At 58.6% G+C, this 20139-nt stretch carries 17 protein-coding genes; 7 read left to right on the top strand and 10 right to left on the bottom strand.

All coding sequences use genetic code 11. The annotated features are described in order from the left end of the window. Window positions 1-340: 340 nt before the first annotated feature. Together plsB and CKW31_RS10920 are read left to right on the top strand one after the other, a co-directional pair. A complete protein-coding gene (gene plsB / locus CKW31_RS10925; protein WP_095094430.1) occupies window positions 341-2842 on the top strand; it encodes a glycerol-3-phosphate 1-O-acyltransferase PlsB in 2502 nt (833 codons plus the stop codon). Window positions 2843-2957: 115 nt separating this feature from the next. Continuing rightward, window positions 2958-3647 carry a DUF4197 domain-containing protein gene (locus CKW31_RS10920; RefSeq protein WP_095094428.1) on the top strand — a complete coding sequence of 230 codons (690 nt, stop codon included), beginning with the start codon at window positions 2958-2960 and terminating at the stop codon, window positions 3645-3647. 197 nt (window positions 3648-3844) lie between these two features. On the opposite strand, the gene CKW31_RS10915 is transcribed toward CKW31_RS10920, so the two are convergent. Together CKW31_RS10915 and CKW31_RS10910 are read right to left on the bottom strand one after the other, a co-directional pair. Next, window positions 3845-6913 carry an efflux RND transporter permease subunit gene (locus CKW31_RS10915; protein ID WP_095094426.1) on the bottom strand — a complete coding sequence of 1023 codons (3069 nt, stop codon included), beginning with the start codon at window positions 6911-6913 and terminating at the stop codon, window positions 3845-3847. A 6-nt stretch (window positions 6914-6919) separates the two neighbouring features. Then, the gene (locus tag CKW31_RS10910; RefSeq protein ID WP_095094424.1) at window positions 6920-8020 is read right to left on the bottom strand and encodes an efflux RND transporter periplasmic adaptor subunit; all 1101 of its coding nucleotides are present in this window, start codon (window positions 8018-8020) and stop codon (window positions 6920-6922) included. A gap of 90 nt (window positions 8021-8110) precedes the next feature. Between CKW31_RS10910 and CKW31_RS10905 the strand changes: the two genes are divergently transcribed. Further along, window positions 8111-8758 (top strand): TetR/AcrR family transcriptional regulator, encoded by a 648-nt coding sequence (locus CKW31_RS10905; protein WP_095094422.1) that lies wholly within the window; start codon window positions 8111-8113, stop codon window positions 8756-8758. Window positions 8759-8937: 179 nt separating this feature from the next. Here CKW31_RS10905 and CKW31_RS10900 read toward each other — a convergent pair whose 3' ends face one another. Then, on the bottom strand, window positions 8938-9735 hold the full coding sequence (locus CKW31_RS10900; RefSeq protein ID WP_095094420.1) for a class I SAM-dependent methyltransferase: 798 nt from the start codon (window positions 9733-9735) through the stop codon (window positions 8938-8940). Between the two features lie 96 nt (window positions 9736-9831). Between CKW31_RS10900 and CKW31_RS10895 the strand changes: the two genes are divergently transcribed. Further along, window positions 9832-10455 (top strand): energy transducer TonB, encoded by a 624-nt coding sequence (locus tag CKW31_RS10895; RefSeq protein ID WP_095094418.1) that lies wholly within the window; start codon window positions 9832-9834, stop codon window positions 10453-10455. 109 nt (window positions 10456-10564) lie between these two features. On the opposite strand, the gene CKW31_RS10890 is transcribed toward CKW31_RS10895, so the two are convergent. From CKW31_RS10890 to ppc, 7 genes are all read right to left on the bottom strand, one after another. After that, on the bottom strand, window positions 10565-11263 hold the full coding sequence (locus CKW31_RS10890) for an extensin family protein (protein ID WP_176469852.1): 699 nt from the start codon (window positions 11261-11263) through the stop codon (window positions 10565-10567). Window positions 11264-11265: 2 nt separating this feature from the next. Beyond that, window positions 11266-12099 carry an oxaloacetate decarboxylase gene (locus CKW31_RS10885; RefSeq protein ID WP_095094416.1) on the bottom strand — a complete coding sequence of 278 codons (834 nt, stop codon included), beginning with the start codon at window positions 12097-12099 and terminating at the stop codon, window positions 11266-11268. Window positions 12100-12150: 51 nt separating this feature from the next. Then, a complete protein-coding gene (locus CKW31_RS10880) occupies window positions 12151-13020 on the bottom strand; it encodes a DUF72 domain-containing protein (protein ID WP_095094415.1) in 870 nt (289 codons plus the stop codon). Next, the gene (locus CKW31_RS10875) at window positions 13017-13328 is read right to left on the bottom strand and encodes a hypothetical protein (protein WP_095094413.1); all 312 of its coding nucleotides are present in this window, start codon (window positions 13326-13328) and stop codon (window positions 13017-13019) included. The genes CKW31_RS10880 and CKW31_RS10875 overlap by 4 nt, the downstream gene beginning before the upstream one ends. A gap of 259 nt (window positions 13329-13587) precedes the next feature. Next, a complete protein-coding gene (gene tsaB, locus CKW31_RS10870) occupies window positions 13588-14262 on the bottom strand; it encodes a tRNA (adenosine(37)-N6)-threonylcarbamoyltransferase complex dimerization subunit type 1 TsaB (protein WP_095094411.1) in 675 nt (224 codons plus the stop codon). 89 nt (window positions 14263-14351) lie between these two features. Beyond that, window positions 14352-14999, bottom strand: a complete 648-nt coding sequence (adk, locus tag CKW31_RS10865; protein WP_095094409.1) for an adenylate kinase — start codon at window positions 14997-14999, stop codon at window positions 14352-14354. A gap of 359 nt (window positions 15000-15358) precedes the next feature. Then, a complete protein-coding gene (gene ppc, locus CKW31_RS10860; RefSeq protein ID WP_095094408.1) occupies window positions 15359-17995 on the bottom strand; it encodes a phosphoenolpyruvate carboxylase in 2637 nt (878 codons plus the stop codon). A 247-nt stretch (window positions 17996-18242) separates the two neighbouring features. On the opposite strand from ppc, the gene CKW31_RS10855 reads away from it, so the two are divergent. From CKW31_RS10855 to CKW31_RS10845, 3 genes are all read left to right on the top strand, one after another. After that, complete coding sequence (locus tag CKW31_RS10855) at window positions 18243-18581, top strand: pilin assembly protein (protein WP_095094406.1); 339 nt, start codon at window positions 18243-18245, stop codon at window positions 18579-18581. Between the two features lie 257 nt (window positions 18582-18838). Further along, window positions 18839-19267 (top strand): DUF4398 domain-containing protein, encoded by a 429-nt coding sequence (locus CKW31_RS10850; RefSeq protein WP_095094404.1) that lies wholly within the window; start codon window positions 18839-18841, stop codon window positions 19265-19267. A gap of 60 nt (window positions 19268-19327) precedes the next feature. Then, window positions 19328-20110 (top strand): OmpA family protein, encoded by a 783-nt coding sequence (locus CKW31_RS10845; protein ID WP_095094402.1) that lies wholly within the window; start codon window positions 19328-19330, stop codon window positions 20108-20110. The last annotated feature ends 29 nt before the right edge of the window (window positions 20111-20139 follow it).

The raw sequence follows: 20139 nt of genomic DNA, 5'->3' as shown, positions 1-20139 counted from the left end.
GGGCAGGAGCACTATCTACAATAGAGGCTCTTGGCCTTAGGAGCTCAACAGCTTCCTGCTCTCCCTCGATGATCAGTCGAGAACTATGGCGCGGTGAGGCGCTAGAGTCGAGATACAAGGAGCTCACCGAGGTTACGAGGCCAGCGATAGCGGTTTGTCTGACGCTCCGTCATCGCTGGCCTCGTGACCTCGGTGAGCTCCTACAGGATTTGGGGCCAATTCATAAAATTGCATGTTGGCTCACAGGGTGGATAACCGGTTACAGCCCCTTTTGCCCAACCCCACCAGATACGGCACACTAGCGTCCTCGCGGGCACCGCCCCCTTTTCGCAGATGCCGTATGACCCGATCACCGTTCCGCCGCCTTGTATTCGGCACCTTGCGCCGCCTGCTCTATCTCTGGGTTCGTTCCGAGACCATCAATCAGTCGTCGTTCACGCTCAATCTGGATCGCAGTCGCCCGGTGTTTTACGCGTTGCAGTCGCCGTCCATGAGCGATCTGGCGGTGATCGATACCGAATGCCGCAAAGCCGGACTGCCGCGGCCTATCCTGCCGGTATCGGTGGGTGAACTGATTGAGCCGGCTGCGTACTTCTACCTCACGCCGTCACCAGACTGGTTGGGCCGCCAGGACAAACGCGGCGCGCCGCCGACGCTTGAGCGACTGGTCAGCGCCGTCAGTCAGAACGCGACAGAGGACGCGCAAATCATCCCGGTCAGCGTGTTCTGGGGCCAGTCGCCGGATCGTGAATCAAGCGCCTGGAAATTATTGTTTGCTGACAGCTGGGCCGTCACCGGTCGTCTGCGACGTTTCGTCAGCATTCTGATTCTGGGCCGCAAGACGCGGGTGCAGTTCTCTGCGCCGATCCACATGCGCGATCTGGTCAATGAAAACAAGGGCTATGAGCTGACCCTGCGTATGGCCCAGCGCCTGTTGCGTACGCACTTCCGCAACCTGAAGACCGCCGTCATCGGCCCCGACGTGTCGCACCGACGCAATCTGGTCAACGGTCTGCTCGACGAACCCTTGGTCAAACAGGCCATTCTCGAAGAAGCCGAGAGGGAAAAAATCCCCGAAGCCAAAGCCCGGGAACAGGCGCTGCGCTATGCCAACGAGATCGCTTCGGACTACACCTATTCAGCAATCCGCTTCCTGGAAGTGATCCTGAGCTGGTTCTGGAACAAGATTTACGACGGCATCAAAGTCAGCCACATCGAAGGTGTGAAAGACGTTGCTCAGGGTCACGAGGTCATTTACGTACCGTGCCATCGCAGCCACATCGATTATCTGCTGCTGTCCTATCTGCTGTTCCGCAACGGCCTGACGCCACCGCACATCGCGGCGGGCATCAACCTGAACATGCCGGTGATTGGCGGTCTGCTGCGTCGTGGCGGGGCTTTTTTCATGCGCCGCACGTTCAAGGGCAATCCGCTGTACACCTCGGTTTTCAACGAGTACCTGCACACGCTGTTCACCAAGGGTTTTCCGGTGGAGTACTTCGTCGAAGGCGGACGCTCGAGGACCGGACGCATGCTGCAGCCCAAGACAGGCATGCTGGCAATTACCCTGCGCAGCTTTCTGCGTAACTCGCGGATGCCGATTGTGTTTGTGCCGGTGTACATCGGTTACGAGCGTGTACTGGAAGGTCGCACTTACCTGGGCGAGCTGCGCGGCGCAACGAAAAAGAAAGAGTCGATCTTCGACATCTTCAAGGTCATCGGTGCGCTCAAGCAGCGCTTCGGTCAGGTCTCGGTGAACTTCGGTGAACCGATCAAGCTGGCTGAATTCCTCGACAGCGAACAACCGGACTGGCGCGAGCAGCAGTTGGGCCCGCAGTTCAAACCGGACTGGCTGAACGAAACCACAAATCGCCTGGGCGAGCGGGTGGCTCAACACTTGAACGAAGCGGCTGCGATCAATCCGGTCAATCTGGTGGCACTGGCATTGCTCTCCACTCAGAAACTGGCGCTGGACGATCAGGCCATGGAGCGGGTGCTGGATCTGTACCTGACCCTGTTACGCCGCGTGCCTTACTCGCCGCACACCACCTTGCCGGAAGGCGACGGCCGAGCATTGATTGAACATGTGAAAGACATGAACCTGCTTTCGGAACAGAAAGATGCCTTGGGCAAAATCCTGTATCTGGACGAACAGAACGCGGTATTGATGACCTACTACCGCAACAACGTTCTGCACATCTTTGCCCTGCCCTCGCTGCTGGCCAGTTTCTTCCAGAGTTCGTCGCGCATGAGCCGCGAGCAGATCCTGCGCTACACCCGGGCGCTGTATCCGTATCTGCAGTCGGAGCTGTTCATTCGCTGGCCGGTGAACGAGCTGGACGAGGTGGTGGATCAATGGCTGCAAGCGTTCGTCGAGCAAGGCCTGCTGCGCTTTGAAAACAACGTGTACATGCGCCCGGCGCCAAGCTCTCGAGAGTTCGTGCTACTGACCCTGTTGTCGCGGGCCATCGCTCAGACCCTGCAGCGCTTCTACATGGCCATCGCCTTGCTGCTCAACAGCGGGCAGAAGACCCTCAGCGCCGAAGAGCTGGAAGACCTGTGTACGGTGATGGCCCAGCGGCTATCCATTCTCCACGGCCTGAACGCGCCGGAGTTTTTCGACAAGAGCCTGTTCCGGCATTTCATTCAGACGCTGCTGGATCTGGGCGTGCTGCGCAAGGATCCGGCCGGCAAGCTCAGCCATCACCCGCTGCTGGGTGAACTGGCGGAAGGTGCGGCCAAGCGCGTTTTGCCTGCGGAAATCCGACTGTCGATTCGTCAGGTAGCGCTGCATCAAACAGAGGAGCCTGGCGAACCCGAGCAGGTTGAGGAAAGTCGCTGATCGTGGGGATTCCGCGCAGCCAGCCAGACTGAGTTCCTGATAGGCTCTATGCATTACCGCGTCGAGGTTCAGCTCGGCGCGGTCTCCGAACCAAGTCAAAGAAAAGGATGCCCTCATGTTCCGTCTCCCCTTTACGTTTGCCAGCCTGTGCGCGGGCCTGATGCTGTCGAGCAGCGTATTTGCCGTGTCACTGAACGATCTCTCGCAATCGGATGCCACGGGCGGCCTGAAAGATGCCTTGACCCAAGGGGCACAGATCGCCGTCAAACAATTGGGTAAACCCGGTGGCTTCAGCAACAACGAGGAAGTGCGCATCGAGCTGCCGGGCAAACTAGGCAAAGTCGCAAAGAAGATGAAGCAGTTCGGCATGGGCGACCAGGTTGACCAGCTGGAAACCAGCATGAACCAGGCCGCTGAAGCGGCCGTTCCACAGGCCCAGGCATTGCTGGTGGATGCTGTGAAAAAGATGAGCGTGGCGGATGCCAAAGGCATCCTCAGCGGTGGCAAGGATTCAGCCACTCAGTACCTGAACAGCAGCAGCCGCGAGCAGATCCGCGCCAAATTCCTGCCTATCGTCAAGCAGGCCACCGACAAAGTGGGCCTTGCGCAGAAGTACAACGCTTTCGCGGGTCAGGCGGCAACGCTGGGTGTGCTTGATGCCAAAAGCTCGAACATCGAAAGTTACGTGACCGAACAGGCGTTGAACGGTTTGTTCGAGATGATCGCCAAGCAGGAAGAAAGCATCCGCGCCAACCCCGCAGCGGCAGCGACGAGCCTGGCCAAGAAGGTGTTTGGGGCGTTGTAAGCAGCCACCACCGAGTACTGCGGTTGAAATGCCATCCCTGTGGGGATTCTATTGGCCTGTAAGCTGAGATGGTGACGTGGGACCGGCTTTAGCCGGGAAGAAGCCAGGACAGACGCTGCATATGTAGCATCTGACAGACAGCCTTCCCGGCTAAAGCCGGTCCCACGCCATCAGTGTTTCCTGTGAGAGCGAGCAATTCACTCCACCTTCTTCACCCTGAACCACGCCGCATACAGCGCTGGCAGGAACAGCAGCGTCAATGCTGTCGCGACAATCAATCCCCCCATGATCGCCACGGCCATCGGCCCGAAGAAGACGCTGCGTGACAGCGGAATCATCGCCAGCACCGCCGCCAGTGCGGTCAGGACGATGGGCCGGAAACGCCGCACGGTCGCTTCGATAATCGCCGACCACTGATCAAGTCCTCCCGCAATATCCTGCTCAATCTGGTCCACCAGGATCACCGAGTTGCGCATGATCATCCCCGACAAGGCGATGGTGCCCAACATGGCAACGAACCCAAATGGCTGATTGAACACCAGCAGGAACAGCGTCACGCCGATCAATCCCAACGGTGCGGTCAGGAACACCATCAGCATCCGGGAGAAGCTGCGCAGTTGCAGCATCAGCAAGGTCAGCACCACCACGATAAACAGCGGCACGCCCGCCTTCACCGAATTCTGCCCGCGGGCGGCGTCTTCCACGGTTCCGCCGACTTCCAGCAGATAACCATCCGGCAGTTCGTTACGCACATCCGCCAGCGTCGGCAGGATTTGCTGCACTAGCGTCGCAGGCTGTTCCTTGCCGTAAATATCCGCACGGACTGTCACGTTGGGCAGTCGATTACGGTGCCAGATCACGCCCTCTTCGAAACCGTATTCAAGTGTCGCCACCTGTGACAGCGCCACGCTGGTACCGTTTTCAGTCGGCACCGCCAGACTCGCCAGCGCCCCCAGTTGCTGCCGCTCATCAGGCGTGCCCCGCAGAAGGATTTCGATCAGTTCATCGTCTTCGCGGTATTGGCTGACGCTGGAACCGGTCAGCGAACGCTGGAGGAATCTCGACAGTTCGGCCGTGGTCACGCCCAAGGCACGCGCACGGTCCTGATCCAGATTGAGGAACACCACTTTGCTCGGCTCTTCCCAGTCCAGATGGACGTTGGCAACGTGAGGATTTTCCCGCACCCTGGCCGCGACCTTGCGAGCTAACTCACGGACCTCGTCGATATGCTCACCACTGACCCGGAACTGCACCGGGTAGCCTACAGGCGGGCCGTTTTCCAGCCGTGTAACCCGTGAGCGCAAGGTCGGGAATTGTTCATTGAGGCTGCTGATCAGCCAGGTCCGCAAGGCTTCGCGCTCTTCGATACTTTTGGCCAACACCACAAACTGGGCAAAGCTGGTTGCAGGCAGTTGTTGATCAAGGGGCAGATAGAAACGCGGTGAACCGGTCCCGACATAGGACACGTAATTGTCGATCCCCGGATGATCCTTGAGCATCTGCTCCAGGCGCTTGACCTGTTCGGCCGTGCTGTTGAGGGAGGCGCCTTCAGTCAGCTTCAAATCCACCATCAGTTCAAGCCGACCAGACGCCGGGAAGAACTGCTGGGGGACAAACTTGAACATCAGCACCGACAACACGAACAGCGCCACCGTGGCGACAATCACTGTTTTGCGCCAGCGCACGCACCAGCCCACCATTGCCCGCACCCGCTGGTAGAACGGCGTCCCGTGAGGATCGACTGCATCAGGCCCTGAGCCATGTTTTTTAGCGTGAATCTTCGCCAGATCAGGCAACAGCCGCTCGCCCAGATACGGCACGAACACCACGGCAGCGACCCATGACGCCAGCAGCGCGATGGTCACCACCTGAAAGATCGATCGAGTGTATTCGCCTGTGCTCGACTGCGCCGTAGCAATCGGCAAAAAGCCTGCTGCGGTGATCAGCGTACCGGTGAGCATCGGGAACGCGGTGCTGGTCCAGGCGAAGCTGGCGGCACGCAGCCGGTCGTAGCCCTGCTCCATTTTGATCGCCATCATTTCCACGGCGATGATCGCGTCGTCCACCAGCAGACCCAGCGCCAGCACCAGCGCACCGAGGGAAATCTTGTGCAGGCCGATGCCCAGGTAGTACATGCAGGCAAAGGTCATGGCCAATACCAGCGGGATCGCCAATGCGACCACCATGCCGGTGCGCATGCCCAGTGAGAAGAAGCTCACCAGCAACACAATCGCCAGCGCTTCAGCCAATACCTGGACGAACTCACCGACCCCGGTTTTCACCGCAGCAGGTTGATCGGAGACTTTGCGCAGCTCCATCCCGGCCGGCAGGTTTTTCTGCAGGCGGGCGAACTCGCCCTCAAGCGCCTTGCCCAGCACCAGAATATCGCCGCCCGGCTTCATCGCCACCGCCAGACCAATCGCCTCTTCGCCCATGAATCGCATGCGCGGCGCAGGCGGGTCATTGAAGCCGCGATGCACCTCGGCCAGATCACGGATACGCAGCGTGCGATCACCCACGCGAATCGGGAATTCGCGGATCTCGTCGACCGTCTGGAAGCGGCCGCTGACACGCAGTTGAATACGCTCGCTCGGGGTTTCAAAGAAACTGGTGGCCGAGACCGCGTTCTGCGCCTCAAGCGCCTGCTGCACGGCTTGTAACGGCAGCCCCAGGGTGGCGAGCTTGACGTTGGACAGCTCGATCCAGATCTTCTCGTCCTGCAAGCCGATCAGTTCGACCTTGCCCACGTCGTTGATGCGTTGCAGTTGAAGCTGGATGCGGTCAGCGTAATCCTTGAGCACGGCATAGTCGAAGCCCTTCCCGGACAGCGCGTAGATATTCCCGAAGGTGGTACCGAACTCATCATTGAAAAACGGGCCTTGCACTCCCGGCGGCAGGTTCTGACGAATGTCGCCGACCTTCTTGCGGATCTGATAGAACAGCTCCGGCAGATACGAGGAAAAGATCGAGTCACGGGCGATGAACGTGACCTGGGATTCCCCCGGCCGCGAGAACGAGACGATGCGGTCGTACTCGCCGGTTTCCATGAGTTTCTTTTCGATGCGATCGGTGACTTGCCGCGCCACCTCTTCCGCGCTGGCGCCGGGCCACAGCGTACGAATCACCATGGCTTTGAAGGTGAATGGCGGGTCTTCGCTCTGTCCCAGCTTGGTGTAGGACAGCGCGCCAACGACTGCCAGGACGATCATCAGGTACAGGACGATTTGCCGATTGCGCAGTGCCCATTCGGAGAGATTGAATCGCATCCGTGCTTACTCCTTCGCTGCCAGTTTGACCGCACGGTTTTCACGATCCACAGGGCGCACCTGCTCACCTTCATGCAACACATGCACACCTGCGGCAACGATCCAGTCACTGGCGGCCAGCCCATCAAGCACCGGCACCGATTCCTGACCATAAGGCCCGAGCCTGACATTAACGCGCTTGAGGGTGCTGTCGGCTGCGACTCGCCAGACGTAATTGATGCCGTTTTCCGACGTCACCGCCGAGAGTGGCACCGCCAGTGGCACGGCGTGCTCAGTCTCAATGAACACCCGCGCACTCTGGCCCAACTCGGCAGGCACCTTGCCGCTGGCAAATGCAACACGTGCGGCGAAGGTACGCGAACGCGGGTCAGCCGCCGGAGACAGCTCTCGAATGCGACCGGGGAAGCGTTGTTCACGCTGGGTCCATAACTCGACGGTGACGGGCTGCCCCGTCTTGAAGCGGGCAAAGTTCTGCTCCGGCAGGCTGATCAGCACTTCCCGCTCACCATCAGCAGCGAGAGTAAAGACCGTTTGCCCGGCAGCAACGACCTGACCGACTTCCACAAGACGCTTGGCCACGACGCCATCCTGAGGTGCGCGCAGCACGGCGTAGCTGGTCTGATTGTCGGCAACGGTCAGCTCGGCCTTGATCTGTTTGAGGCGAGCTTCACCGGAGCGATAGAGGTTTTCGGCGTTGTCGTATTGCGAACGGCTGACCATCTGCCGATCCATCAGAGTCTTGTAACGGTCACGCTCGGAGCGCACCAGCTGCAAATTGGCCTCAGCCGCGGCGACCTGCGCGCGCGTGGCATCCAGTTGCAGGCGCACGTCCTGGGCATCCAGTTCGGCCAATGGCTGATTGGCCTTGACCCGTTGCCCCTCTTCCACCAGGCGTTTGCTGACCTTGCCACCGATCCGGAATGCCAGATCAGGCTCAAAGCGGGCGCGGACTTCACCGGGATAGCTGTCCATGGACTGCGCAGATGGCGATGGCTGAATAACCATGGCGGGACGAATCGTGGTCGGTGCAGTTGCGTCCTGGCCACAGCCAGACAGCAACGACATCAGACCCAGAGGCAGGACGAGGCACAGAAGTTTGCGCGACATGGTGAAGCCCTTCGCAAAAGAAGCTTGGAATAATTGTACTGACGAGTATATTAAAAATTACCAAACTCACCAGTACATTATTAAACGAACATGCCTGACGATTCTCAAAGCAGCTCTCAAAGCAATCCGGGGCCCGGCCGACCGAAAGATCAAGCCAAGCGCCAGGCCATTCTCGATGCCGCAAAAGAGTTATTCGTGCGCAATGGCTACGCCAGCACCAGCATGGATACCGTTGCCGCAGAGGCCGGGGTTTCGAAGCTCACGGTGTACAGCCACTTCAACGACAAGGAGACGCTGTTCACTGCGGCAGTAGTGGCGCGTTGCGAAGAACAGTTGCCGGAATTGTTCGTTGAATTGAACCGCGACTTGCCGGCAAAAACCTTGTTGCTGAGTGTTGCGCGGGGCTTTCAGGTGCTGATCAACAGTCCTGAATCCCTGGAGTTGCATCGGTTGATGGTGACGCTGGGTACTCAGGATCCGAAGCTGTCGCAGATATTTTTCGCAGCCGGGCCGCAGCGGATTCTTCAGGAAACCGAACGTTTGCTGAGACGCCTGGAGCATAGCGGCCAGCTGAAGTTTGAATCCCCCAGAACTGCTGCCGAGCACTTTCTCAGCCTGATCAAAGGCGTGTGCAATTTCCGCCTGCTGGTGGGTTGCGGCGAACGGCCGGATGAAGCCAGCGCAGAAGCGCATGTGCAGGACGTGGTGGAGTTGTTTATGCGGGCGTATAGGGTCTGATGGATGCACTAGTCTCTGTGGAAGATTCTATATTCGCCTGCAATCTGACGTGGGACCGGCTTTAGCCGGGAAGGCGGCATTCATGACGATAAAGATGTACTGAATGTACTGGCCTCTTCCCGGCTAAAGCCGGTCCCACGTCATCAGTGGTTCCTGTGGGAGCGGTGCAAGCCAATTAATCACACCGACTTCAACGCCTTCTTCGGATAGATGTCATACCGGCTGGATTTGCCATCCAGCGCATAACCCGGCTTGGGGCCTTCGATGCATGGGGCTTTGCGCGGGCGTTTGACCACTACGCGATGGGTGGCCAACGCCAGTGCCGCTTCCAGCAGCGCGGGCGCGTCCATGTCGTCGCCCACCAATGGCCGGAACAGGCGCATTTCCTTCTTCACCAGCGCCGTTTTTTCCCGATGCGGGAACATCGGGTCCAGATAGATCACTTGCGGCGGCTCGCCTTCCCAGCCCCGAATCAGCTCGATGGAGTTGCCGGTCAACAAGCGCATCTGGCTGATGATCGAACCCACTTCCCTATCCTGTCGTCCACGGTTCAGGCCATCTTCCAGCAGCGCTGCGATAATCGGTTGGCGCTCGATCAGGCTCATCTGGCAGCCAAGGCTCGCCAGAACGAACGCATCTTTGCCCAAGCCTGCCGTCGCATCCAGCACCGAAGGTCGCACGCCGGGCTGAATGCCCACCGCTTTGGCGATCATCTGTCCGCTGCCGCCACCAAACAGCCGCCGATGGGCCACCGCCCCCTCGACGAAATCCACCCGCACCGGGCCTGGCGCATCATCACTCAACTGCTGCAATTGCAGGCCATCGTCAGTCACTTGCAGGGCAAAATCCGCGTCAACGTCCTCCAAAGGCAAGTCCAGACGTTGCGCCCACTGCGCAACCTGCTCCTGACTCTGGATACCAGGGGGGCTACCAAGGGCTTCGACCCGGATGCGACTGCCCGCTTGTTGCTCACTCATTGTGTCCACACGCTCAAAAAGTGTTAATGATCGGCAAAACCTGCCGATAAAGAAGTATCAGGCATTCTGCCAGACCTACGACGTGTAACGATCGATATGTCAGACATTCAGCAATCATCCATAGGTTATCTAACGCACGCAGGTGATTTTACCCTGCGCAACAGTCAGGCTCTGGGCGGTGTTACCCAGATCTGGTCGGATGCGTTTGCCCGTGTGATGGCTGAACAACTACGCGATACACCGGCTGAACCCATTGATCCAGCCAGCGTTGCCACTGATGTTGCCACGGGTGAGCCAGTTGCCGGTGCCCGCACATTGGGCAAGATCGTTGAGCAGCGCGCCTGCCCGGTTGAAGATGTACCACGCCTTCCTGCCGAGCCGCTGTTTCTGCCGATCGCTGAATTCGAACTGGATCTGCTGCCTGCGCCGAACGAACCATTCAGCATTGGCGAGATGATCGCGCAGCAGCGCGATCTGGAGTTCGACAGCGAGTGGGTTCGTCCAAACGTACTTAATCCTTACGATGACAGCTTGATTCCAGGCCCGGGCCCTCAGCCTCGTCCGCTGCACTTGCCAATCGCGGAATTCGAATGGGACCTGGCCGACAAGCCTGCCCTGCCACTGGATGACGACACCATGGTCGCCCAGCAACGCGCCCTGAATTACGACATGGGCTGGGCACGCCCGATCATCCTGCAAAACCTGCGCATGGCAGCTTGATTCCCATCAATTCGAGGCGATCCCTGGTGGAGCTGCCGGAAGCTGCGAATCGATTCCCATGACACACCGCCTTCGCAGCCTTCGGCAGCTCCTACAAAAAATATCTACCTCAGCGACACACCCGCCAGGCGCCCATATCCAGATGAAAATGGTTTTGATGGGCCGCGTTGTAATCCGGCCCTAATACCGTGTTGAAATTCTTGCAGGCTCCGTCGCGGACCTTACGCAAGAACCGGCCCTTGTCGCCTTCGTTTTTCCAGTCCCGCAACAGGTTGATCCGCTGCCCATCGGCGAGACGGAAACCGGCGATGTCCAAGGCATTTGCAGTCGCATGCTGACTCAGCCGCCCACTGCTTCTGCCATAGACGTTGCGACAGGCGAAACTGCCCAAATGGTCGATACGCGTCACACGCTGACCAAACACCGCCTGGGCCGCGGGTTGCAAGGTGTGAACCTCAAACAGCGCGTAGGCCACCGCCAATGGACAACTGGCGAGGAAGCTGCTGCTTAGCGCCACCTCACCGCCCTGTACTCGCAGCACGCCGTTAAGCGGGCAATCAGCGGACGCGGGGCTGTCGGCTTGACGACTGAAACGCAGGCGGGATGAGCCCAGTACCTGATCGCACAACTGCGGATCACTCTTGACGCGCGACAGCTTCCAGGAGGTCAGGAAGTTGGGTTCAGCCTGAATGTCCAATGGCGCCCAGGGATTCCATTGCGCTGGCACCTCGATCCAGCCGCGCCATACCGCAGCGACGGCGCCAGCGCAGAACAGCAGGAACACCAGAAACAGCGTCGAGCCTCGCACCCTCAGTCCTTGAACAACGCATTGAGTTGAGCAAACGGCAGCGCCTGCTCGGCGTAGGAAAAGGTCCCCTGAGTACGGATTTCCTCCGCGGCGCGATACAAACCGCCGAACGCCGCGCGTACAAGGGATGAGCCGACGCTGATGCGCTTGACCCCGCACTCGCTGAGTTCAGCGACAGTCAGCGTGACACCGCCCAGCCCCATCAACACGTTGACTGGCTTGGGCGCAACGGCACGGACCACCGCGATAACTTCTTCGCGTGTACGCAAGCCGGGCGCGTACAGCACGTCAGCTCCGGCATCGGCGTAGGCCTTCAGCCTGTTCAACGTGTCAGCAAAATCCATCCGGTCGTTGAGCAGGTTTTCCGCACGGGCAGTCAGCATGAACGGGAACGGCAAACTGCGAACAGCCAGTGCCGCCGCCCTGACCCGCGCTACCGACAACTCGAAATCGTAAATGGGCTGATCGGTCTTGCCCGTGGCGTCTTCGATAGAGCCACCCACAATGCCGGTCCGCGCCGCTGCCAACAGGTTGGCTGCGCAGTCTTCAGGGCTATCAGCGAAGCCGTTTTCAAGGTCGGCAGCGACCGGCAAGTCCGTTGCAGCAACGATTGCCCGTAGGTTTTCCAGTGATTCGGCGAAGCTCAGCGCACCTTCGGCATCAGCCCGACCCAAGGTGAAAGCCAGACCCGCGCTGGTGGTCGCCAACGCTTCGAAGCCCATGGACGCCAACAGTTTGGCCGAACCTGCGTCCCACGGATTGGGGATCACAAAAGCATGATCACGCTCGTGCAGTGCCTTGAAAGTTTGTGCGCGAAGAAGCTGTTGCGAATCCATTGCTGACTCCTGAGATCATTAATACGGCTATTGAAGCCATAGTTATCGACCTCAGAGCAAGCCCAGTTGCTGCACCGGTGGTGCGCGATCCAGTTCCACCAACGGCGGCAAACCTGGCAAGCGCTCCATCAACTGGTTATGAAATCGTCGGGCCAGAAGCGGCGCTTCGAGATTATCCGGGGTGTGCAGGAATACATAAGGCGTGCGCCCTTCTTCAATCCAGGCGGCAACTTTAGCGACCCACTGGACCAGGAACGGATCGTTGGCCTCCAGCACAGGATGACCGATGAAGCGCACCTGCGGAAATTGAGTCAGCGCCGCCGGACGGGCTGGAACCTTAGGTTTCTTCGATTGCGCATGGAGCACCGCAGGATCGCTGGACACACAACTGAACAAGGCACGGGAATCCAGACAGATGCGCTCAACGCCACGTTCCAGCAGCAGGCGGTTAAGCATGCGCTCTTCGTCACCCTTTTCGAAAAACGCCATGTTGCGCACTTCAACGGCCAACGGGCACTTCAACTCATCAATAAAAGTGACAAGCTCGGCGAGCCGCTGCGGCGTGAAACTGGCGGACAGCTGAAGCCAGAAAGGTGCAACGCGTTTGCCCAAGGGTGCCAGCAACTGGATGAACGTTTCCGCCGCCTGCAATTGGAGCCGCAGATCACCACCATGGCTGATTTCACCTGGAAACTTGGCCGTAAAGCGAAAATCATCGGGCAGCACTTCAGCCCAGCGCTGCACGGTGGACGGCGCAGGTCGAGCGTAAAAAGTGGTGTTGCCTTCAACAGCATTGAAGACCTGTGAATACAGACCTAGAAATTCATTGCTACGAGCGTCTTCGGGATAAAGTGATTCGCGCCAGGCGTTTTCACTCCATGACGGACATCCCAGAAAATAAGGCAGGCGGGAATCGTTCAAACGTGGAGATCAAGCCCTGACACTTCCAGATCCCAGTCAACGAAGCTGGCGGTTGTCAGATAGCTGGCCAGTGCGGTTGCAACGCGAGTGCTCATGGAACGCGGGAAGATGATGTCTTGCGGACGTGCAGGAACGTTGGCAGTCGAATTGGCCTGTGCATTACCACCGGAGCGAGCGCTTTGCGCTGGCTGCTGGGCAACTTCGGCGTCGTTTTCGACTTCTTCGAAGGTGCCATCAACAATCGCAGGCTGACTACGCGGCTTGCGTTTGATGGGGTATGAACGTTGTGAAGGGCCGTCTATGCGCATTAGTGCGTACTCTGCATCTTATAGTGGCAATCTAACTTCACGGGCAGACTGTTGCAATTACCCGAACGATAACTAGACCACACAAATTGAAAAAGTTTCGCAACAAGCGGGAAGTTGAGGATTTTAGGCGATGAAAGGTAGGTTTACCGGCGAGATATCACCGTAGGAGCTGCCGAAGGCTGCGAATGAATTCTCATGGCATACCCCCTTCGCAGCCTTCGGCAGCTCCTACAGGAAATGCATTTAAATCGGCACTCCGCTATCGGGCTTTGGGCGTAGCCACTTTATCCCGCAGGTAAACCGGCTGCGCCTCATCTGCAACGATGGCCTCACCGCGCTGCCAGGCGAAGGTCGCCAGGGTCAGTAAATCCTGAGCGTGGGGCAGCATACTGGCGTCGTGACCTATAACGCTGACCGGCAGACGCTCGGCATAGTCCCAGCCCGTGCCCGAACCAAACCATTCACCACTCGCATCAACGGGCAAAGCAACCTGCTCTGGCGGGAGTACGGCTTCGGCGCCAAGCAGACGCATCTCCCCCGCCACCTCGCGATAGCAACCCCAGTAAACCTCATCCATGCGCGCGTCGATGGCCGACGCAACTTGATGGGCACCGTGCTCGCGCATGGCTCGCTGGGCCAGTACTGCCAGATTGGAAACGGGGAGCACCGGACGCTCCAGACCAAAAGCCAACCCCTGCACCACGCCAATGGCGATGCGCACGCCCGTAAACGCGCCCGGACCACGGCCAAAAGCGATGGCATCCAGCGCTGAAAGGCCGATGCCCGCCTCCGCCATGATCGCTTTGATCATGGGCAGCAAACGCTGGGCGTGCAGGCGCGGGATCACCTCGTAGTGGCTCAGCACCTTGCCGTCGTGCAGCAAAGCGACCGAGCAGGCTTCAGTGGCGGTGTCCAGGGCCAGCAAGGTGGTCATCAGGGTTATCCATCGAGATCAAAAAAGGGGCGCATTATAAACGACAAAACGGCCCGCAAGCGGACCGTTTATTGACTCAACCAGCGCTGTCAGTTCAGGGCTTCAAGCACTTTTCTGGTGATATCTTCAACAGAACCGACGCCTGCAATATGGCTGCACTTAGGCTTGCCGTTTTTCGCTTCGAGTTTGCTGTAGAACTCAACCAGCGGCTTGGTCTGTTCGTGATACACCGCCAGGCGAAGGCGAACGGTTTCTTCAACGTCATCCTTGCGCTGCTTCAGTGGCTCACCGGTCACATCATCAATGCCTTCAACCTTGGGCGGATTGAAAATGGTGTGATAGATGCGGCCAGAGCCTTCGTGTACACGGCGACCGGACATGCGCTTGACGATTTCTTCGTCATCTACAGCGATTTCCAGCACGTGGTCGATTTCCAGGCCCGCCGCCAGCAGCGCTTCTGCCTGCGGAATGGTGCGGGGAAAACCGTCGAACAGCACGCCGCCGGCGCAATCAGGCTCGGACAGACGATCCTTGATCAGACCGATGATCAGGTCATCGGAAACCAGACCGCCGTTGTCCATGACGCTCTTGGCTTTAAGGCCCAGTTCAGTGCCAGCCTTGACGGCAGCGCGCAGCATATCGCCTGTGGAAATTTGCGGGATGCCGAATTTTTCGGTGATGAATTTTGCCTGAGTACCTTTACCGGCCCCGGGAGCTCCCAGCAGAATCACGCGCATCGATGTGCTCCTCAAATTTTTTATATGTAAACGTCGGATTCGCCACGCCCAGCCTATGTAAAACGTAAAACGCGGTACTGCTCGCGTACATCGTAGGTGCCCGCGATGCAGTCGTTTTCACACAGTCTGTACAGGACCAATCTCAAATAAGGTTCAAGCCGAAGAATGGCCAAAGGCTGATCAAGATACACAGCCGACACAAGTGGCACAAGCCGCCAAAAGTCGCAGTATCCACCACCCGGTCAGAGGTAGCAGAGTGCGGGATTGGTTCAGGTGGCTTGAGGCAATCAAAAGCACGCAAGTCATTGATGCCAATGGCGCACTGGGAATTGGCAGTGCGCCATTAACGGACCCGCTGATTAACCGGTGTTACGCAATCCGGCGGCAATACCCGCTACAGACACCAGCAGCGCCTGTTCCAGAGGACTGTCCAGACTTGCCTCGCGGTTGCGTGAACGGGCAAGCAACTCTGCCTGAAGCAGGTGCAGCGGATCCAGATACGTGTTGCGCAGGCTGATGAATTCAAGCGTTGCAGGGCTATGAGCCAGCAGTTGGGATTGCCCGGTCAGCCCCAGCACCACGGCGCAAGCCTGCGACAATAGGTCGCGTAAATGCGTACCCAAATGTTGCAGTCTCGGCTCCACCAGACGCTGATCGTAGAGATGGGCAATATCGTGGTCAGCTTTGGCCAGAACCATTTCCAGCATGTCGATCCGGGTGCGGAAGAATGGCCAGTGCTCACGCATCTGCCCCAGCAGCTCCCCTTCGCCGCGTTCGAGCGCCTTGTTGAGCGCCGCCTCCCAGCCAAGCCAGGCGGGTAACATCAGCCGCGTCTGGGTCCAGGCGAAAATCCATGGAATGGCCCGCAGACTCTCGACGCCGCCTTCCCTACGCTTGGCCGGACGACTGCCCAGCGGCAAACGACCCAGTTCCTGCTCCGGCGTGGCCTGACGGAAATACTCGACGAACTCCGGATGCTCGCGCACCACGGCACGGTAGGCACTGACGCCGTCCGCCGCCAGGTTGTCCATCATTTCTCGCCATGCGGGTTGCGGCGGTGGTGGCGGTTGCAAGGTGGCTTCCAGCACGGCGGCCAGATATAGATTGAGGTTCTGCTCGGCGATGTCTGGCAGGCCGAACTTGAAGCGGATCATTTCACCCTGTTCGGTGGTGCGGAAACGCCCGGCTACCGAACCCGGCGGCTGCGACAGAATCGCCGCGTGCGCTGGGCCACCGCCACGTCCGACGGTGCCACCGCGGCCGTGAAAGAGCAGCAATTCGACTTGCTGAGCACGGCAGATATCCACCAGTTTTTCCTGTGCCCGATATTGCGCCCAGGCCGAGGCCGTGGTGCCCGCATCCTTGGCGGAATCGGAATAGCCAATCATCACTTCCTGCGGGCCGTGCAGGCGTGAACGGTAGCCCGGCAGGTTCAACAATTGTTCTATGGCTGGCCCGGCGTTATCCAGATCCGCGAGGGTTTCGAACAGCGGCACGACGCGCATTGGGCGCTGCAACCCCGCCTCTTTGAGCAGCAACTGCACCGCCAGCACGTCCGAAGCGGCACCGGCCATGGAGATCACGTAAGACCCCAACGAGGCCGCAGGCGCTGAAGCGACTTCACGGCATGTCGCCAGCACCTCGGCGGTGTCAGCGCCCGGTTTGAAATGCGCAGGCAGCAACGGACGTCGACTGTTCAATTCCCGCAGCAGGAAATCAACACGGGCCTGCTCGTCCCAATCCTCATAGCGGCCAAGCCCGAGGTAGTCGGTGATTTCGGTCATGGCCGATTCATGCCGGGTGGAGTCCTGACGCACATCCAGCCGCACCAGAAACAGGCCAAACGTCACCGCACGACGCAGACAATCAAGCAGCGGACCATCGGCGATCACACCCATGCCGCACTCATGAAGCGACTGGAAGCACAGCATCAGCGGTTCAAGCAGCTCACGATTATCGTGCAGCACGTTATCCGGAGCGGGTTGCGTCACAGCCAGTGACGCCTGAGCCCAGTTGCGGGTTGCGCGCAAACGCTCGCGCAGTTGCTTCAGGACAGCACGATAGGGTTCAGCGCTGTCACCCGCGCTGGCGCGTAACGCATCACTGGCTTGCTGCATGGACAACTCGGCCGCCAGTTGATCGACGTCACGCACATACAAGTCCGCCGCCATCCAGCGGGCCAGCAACAGGACCTCCCGCGTCACCGCCGCCGTGACGTTGGGGTTACCGTCACGATCGCCGCCCATCCACGAAGCGAACCGAATCGGCGCCGCCTCCAGCGGCAGATGAAAACCGGTGGCAGCGTGCAACGCGTGATCGGCCTTGCGCAGGTAATTGGGCACCGCATGCCATAGCGAATGCTCGATAACGGCGAAGCCCCATTTCGCTTCATCCACCGGGGTCGGTCGGGTACGGCGAATCTCTTCGGTGTGCCAGGCTTCGGCGATCAGACGCTGCAGACGCTCGGTGATCTGCTCGCGCTCGGCGCTGCTCAGATCCCGATGGTCGAGGGCCGCGAGTTGTGCGGCGATGGCGTCGTATTTTTGAATCAGGGTGCGGCGTGCCACTTCAGTGGGGTGCGCAGTGAGGACCAGTTCGATTTCCAGCTTGCTCAACTGCCGGGCCAGGGCCTCAGGTTTCTGTCCTGCACGTTTGAGGCGGTCGAGCAGCTCAGGCAACACGCGAGATTCAAAAGGTTGCGGCTGGGAATCGTCACGCCGCCGGATCAGTTCGTATTGCTCGGCGATGTTGGCCAGGTTGAGAAACTGATTGAAGGCCCGCGCCACCGGCAGCAATTCATCTTCGGCCAGGCCATCAACACTGGACGTCAGTTGCTCGGCCCCCTCCGCCGAACCACGCCGACCCGCTTTGGCGCCCTTGCGAATACGTTCGATCTTGTCGAGAAACTCACTCCCGCGCTGCTCGCGAATGGTATTGCCCAACAGCTCACCCAGCAGGTGCACATCCTCGCGTAAACGCGCGTCGATATCAGCCATCGTTCCTCTCCCCCTGATTTTTGTATGGGTGCCATCAACCTCAAAGCTGCAAAGACTGAACAGGCGTGCAGAAATCTGATCTATCCCTTTTCTACCATCAGTGCAGCAAAATCAACAGCCACGCCAACACCCGGTGAATAAACCTTTTGAAATAACCGGACTAATCTCATCGGTGAGCCATGGCTGAGCACTAAACGAATCAGCACTCAAGCAGACCTGCCATCGGTGGGCAAACCAAGAGGTCCCTATGAAAATCCGTGAACTTGCCAACCATTGGGAAGAGAACGCCAAAGGACGACTGACCAGGACTCAGTATGCGATTCACCTGGACATGGAGTCCGCTGCGCGCCTGAACGCACTGACCGAGATGTACCCCAAGCATCATCCTGAAGAGTTACTGGGCGAGTTGATCGGTGCCGCGCTGGAAGAACTCGAAGCGAGCTTCCCTTACGTGCAGGGTCAGCATGTCGTGACCACTGACGAAGAAGGCGACCCGGTGTACGAAGATGTTGGCCCTACCCCGCGTTTCCTGGCGCTTTCGCGTCGGTATCTGCAGGAGCTGTCCGAAAAGCAGGACGTCGAATAACACTGCCAACACGCAATACGTATCCCGGTACAACGTGCCAATGAAGTGCCGGGATCGTTTTTTCACAGCATTCGTTCCGTAGTTTGCGCAAAGAAAATCCGGTCGAAAAAACCTGAACTATTCAAAAAGTTCATGTGTCCGAGCCCATAGCCATTACAGAAAAGCCTACGGATAGCCAACGGCGCAGCCAGACGCTACCTCGCACGCTTCAGGCCAACGACTGTCATGGAACACTCAAGATTTTCAGGAGTTAAATAATGGAGTCGAACACGATGAACACGCTTACTGCCAATACCAAATTCAAAGGCCTGCGCGGCCTGAAACTGACTGCTCTGGCACTGGGTGCCAGCTTCGTACTCGCAGGTTGTGCAGGTAATCCTCCGACCGAGCAGTACGCTGTGAGCCAATCGGCCGTTAACAGCGCCGTCAGCGCCGGTGGTACCGAGTTCTCCGCAGTAGAAATGAAATCGGCGCAAGACAAGCTCAAGAAAGCCGAACTCGCCATGCAAGAGCAGAAATACGACGAAGCACGCCGCCTGGCTGAACAAGCTGAATGGGACGCTCGCGTAGCCGAACGTAAATCCCAGGCTGCCAAGGCAGAAAGAGCTGTGCAGGACGCCCGTCAAGGCGTGAACGAACTACGTGAAGAAGGTCTGCGTCAGGTGCAACCGGCACCGGCCCAGTAACCAACGTTGCAGCCAACGTTTTTCATGCATTTCGAATTCGATTGAAAGGACGAAACTATTATGCGCAAACAAGTGATGATCCCTGCCCTGCTGGCCATGAGTGTTGCACTGGCCGCTTGCTCGACGCCGCCTAACCAGAATCTGGAACAGGCTCGCACCAATTTCTCGGCACTGCAGACCAATCCGCAGGCGACCAAAGTGGCTGCCCTTGAAACCAAGGACGCCAGCGACTGGCTGGACAAGGCTGACGCAGCCTATCGCAACAGCGAAGACGAGAAGAAAGTCGACCAACTTTCTTATCTGACCAACCAGCGCGTTGAGGTTGCCAAGCAGACTATTGCTCTGCGCACCGCTGAAGAGGAACTGAAAGGTGCCTCCGCGCAGCGCGCTCAAGCCCGTCTGGATGCCCGTGATGCACAGATCAAGGCACTGCAAAGCAGCCTGAACGCCAAGCAAACCGAGCGCGGTACTCTGGTAACTTTCGGTGACGTGCTGTTTGACTTGAACAAGGCCGAGCTGAAATCCAGCGGTCTGGTTAATGTCAACCAACTGGCAACTTACCTGCGTGATAACCCGGATCGCAAAGTGATCGTTGAAGGTTATACCGACAGCTCGGGTTCCGACGCTTACAACCTGTCCCTGTCCGAGCGCCGCGCTAACTCCGTGCGTATGGCACTGGTGAAAATGGGCGTTGATCCAGCCCGTGTCGTTTCCCAGGGTTATGGCAAGGAATACCCGGTTGCTGATAACACCAGCGCTTCGGGCCGCGCCCAGAACCGCCGTGTGGAAGTGACCGTTTCCAACGACAACCAGCCGGTAGCGCCGCGTTCGTCGATGAAGTAAATCGCTGACGCTGCAAGCCAAAAGCCCGG

This window comes from Pseudomonas sp. Irchel 3A5 (assembly GCF_900187575.1).
In the GTDB taxonomy this organism is placed as follows: domain Bacteria; phylum Pseudomonadota; class Gammaproteobacteria; order Pseudomonadales; family Pseudomonadaceae; genus Aquipseudomonas; species Aquipseudomonas folii.
The sequence above is the reverse complement of the archived record's forward strand: the minus strand, read 5'-3'. Positions and strand labels throughout refer to the sequence as shown.